This is a genomic window from Kineococcus rhizosphaerae (assembly GCF_003002055.1).
Taxonomy (GTDB): Bacteria; Actinomycetota; Actinomycetes; order Actinomycetales; family Kineococcaceae; genus Kineococcus; species Kineococcus rhizosphaerae.
The window spans coordinates 1-1,801 of the sequence record NZ_PVZF01000054.1; the positions used below are offsets into that span (position 1 = coordinate 1).

General features: G+C 66.8%; 1 protein-coding gene and 1 pseudogene. Both read left to right on the plus strand.

What is annotated here, in order from left to right; genetic code table 11:
* Positions 1–331, plus strand: a pseudogene (locus CLV37_RS29280) (DDE-type integrase/transposase/recombinase); the annotation flags it as partial.
* Between the two features lie 20 nt (positions 332–351).
* Positions 352–1,794 (plus strand): IS30 family transposase, encoded by a 1,443-nt coding sequence (locus CLV37_RS26850; protein WP_425433641.1) that lies wholly within the window; start codon positions 352–354, stop codon positions 1,792–1,794.
* Positions 1,795–1,801 lie beyond the last annotated feature (7 nt).

The window sequence follows — 1,801 nt, forward strand, 5'->3', positions numbered from 1 at the left end:
CAGCAAGAACGGGAAACGGCCCGGCCCGCCAGTGCATGACGATCTGGTCCGTCGGAAGTTCGCCGTAAACCGGCCCAACGAGTTGTGGCTCACCGACATCACCGAGCACTGGACCGCTGAAGGCAAGCTCTACCTCTGCGCCATCAAGGACGTGTTCTCCCGCCGCATCGTGGGGTACTCCATCGACTCGCGGATGAAGTCTCGGTTGGCCGTCCAAGCTCTATCCAATGCCGTTGCCCGGCGCCAGGTTGAGGGTGTCGAGGTGGCCGGCTGCGTGCTGCACTCAGATCGTGGATCGCAAGGTGGATTCAATCGGTCGTCGCAACACCTTCGATCTTGGAGGTGCACGGGATGGTCACGGCCGACTGGACGAAGAAGACCAGCGATGTCAGTGAAAGCTTGCGCCGGCAGTGGCGAGCTGATCGTGCGCTTCGGCCGGCGATGCGCTCACCCGGTCGGCCAGAGCCATCACGGGTGGTGCAGCGCGCGTTCTGGCGATGGATCGCCACAGGGGTCACGACAGTGGAAGCATCGCTGGCGGTGGGTGTGTCGTGGCCGGTGGGCACTCGATGGTTTCGCCACGCTGGCGGCATGCCTCCCATCTCGTTGACTGAGCCCACCAGCCGCTACCTGACGTTCGAAGAACGCGAGGAGATCGCGCTCCTACGGGCGAAAGGCGCCGGTGTTCGTGAGGTCGCTCGTGCACTGCGACGGGACCCGGGGACGATCTCGCGTGAGCTGCGCCGCAACGCCGCGACCCGCAGCGGCCGGCCGGAGTACCGCGCAACCGTTGCTCAGTGGAAGGCCCAGCAGGCCGCTAAACGCCCCAAGACCGCCAAGCTCGCCGGCAACGAGCGACTGCGTGACTACGTCCAAGAGCGCTTGGACGGCACCGTGCGCAGCGCGGATGGCGCGGTCGTGGCAGGGCCGGACACGCCCGGGTGGAAGGGCCGCAAGATGAAACCCCATCGAGCAGACCGCCGCTGGGCCACCGCGTGGAGCCCACAGCAGATCAGCAACCGTCTCCGGCTCGACTTCCCCGATGATGAGTCCATGCGGGTCAGCCACGAGGCGATCTACCAGGGATTGTTCATCCAGGGACGCGGTGCCCTCAAGCGCGAGCTCGCGGCGTGTTTGCGCACCGGGCGGGCGTTGCGGCAGCCGCGGGCCCGGACGAGGAACAAGCCGCAGGGGCACGTCAGCGCCGACGTGGTCCTGAGCGAGCGACCCGCCGAGGCCGCCGACCGCGCCGTCCCGGGCCACTGGGAAGGCGACTTGATCATCGGGACCGGCCGGTCCGCGATCGGCACGCTCGTCGAGCGTTCGAGCCGTTCGACGCTGCTAGTGCACCTTCCCCGGTTGGAGGGGTGGGGCCAGAGTCCGGTGGTGAAGAACGGTCCCTCGTTGGGTGGTTACGGAGCTGTCGCGATGAACGCTGCGCTGACGGCCTCGATGGCGCACCTGCCTGAACAACTGCGTCAGACGCTCACCTGGGACCGCGGCAAGGAGCTGTCCGGTCATGCGCAGTTCACCCTCGAGACGGGGACGAGGGTGTTCTTCGCTGATCCGCACTCGCCGTGGCAGCGGCCGAGCAACGAGAACACCAACGGGCTGCTGCGTCAGTACTTCCCCAAGGGCACCGACTTGTCCCGGTGGTCGGCCGAAGACCTCGAAGGGGTCGCTCTGGCGGTCAACAACAGGCCTCGGAAGGTCCTGGGCTGGAGAACTCCAGCGGAGGTGTTCGCCGAGCAGCTACAGTCGCTGCATCAGTCCGGTGTTGCATCGACCGGTTGAACCCGCC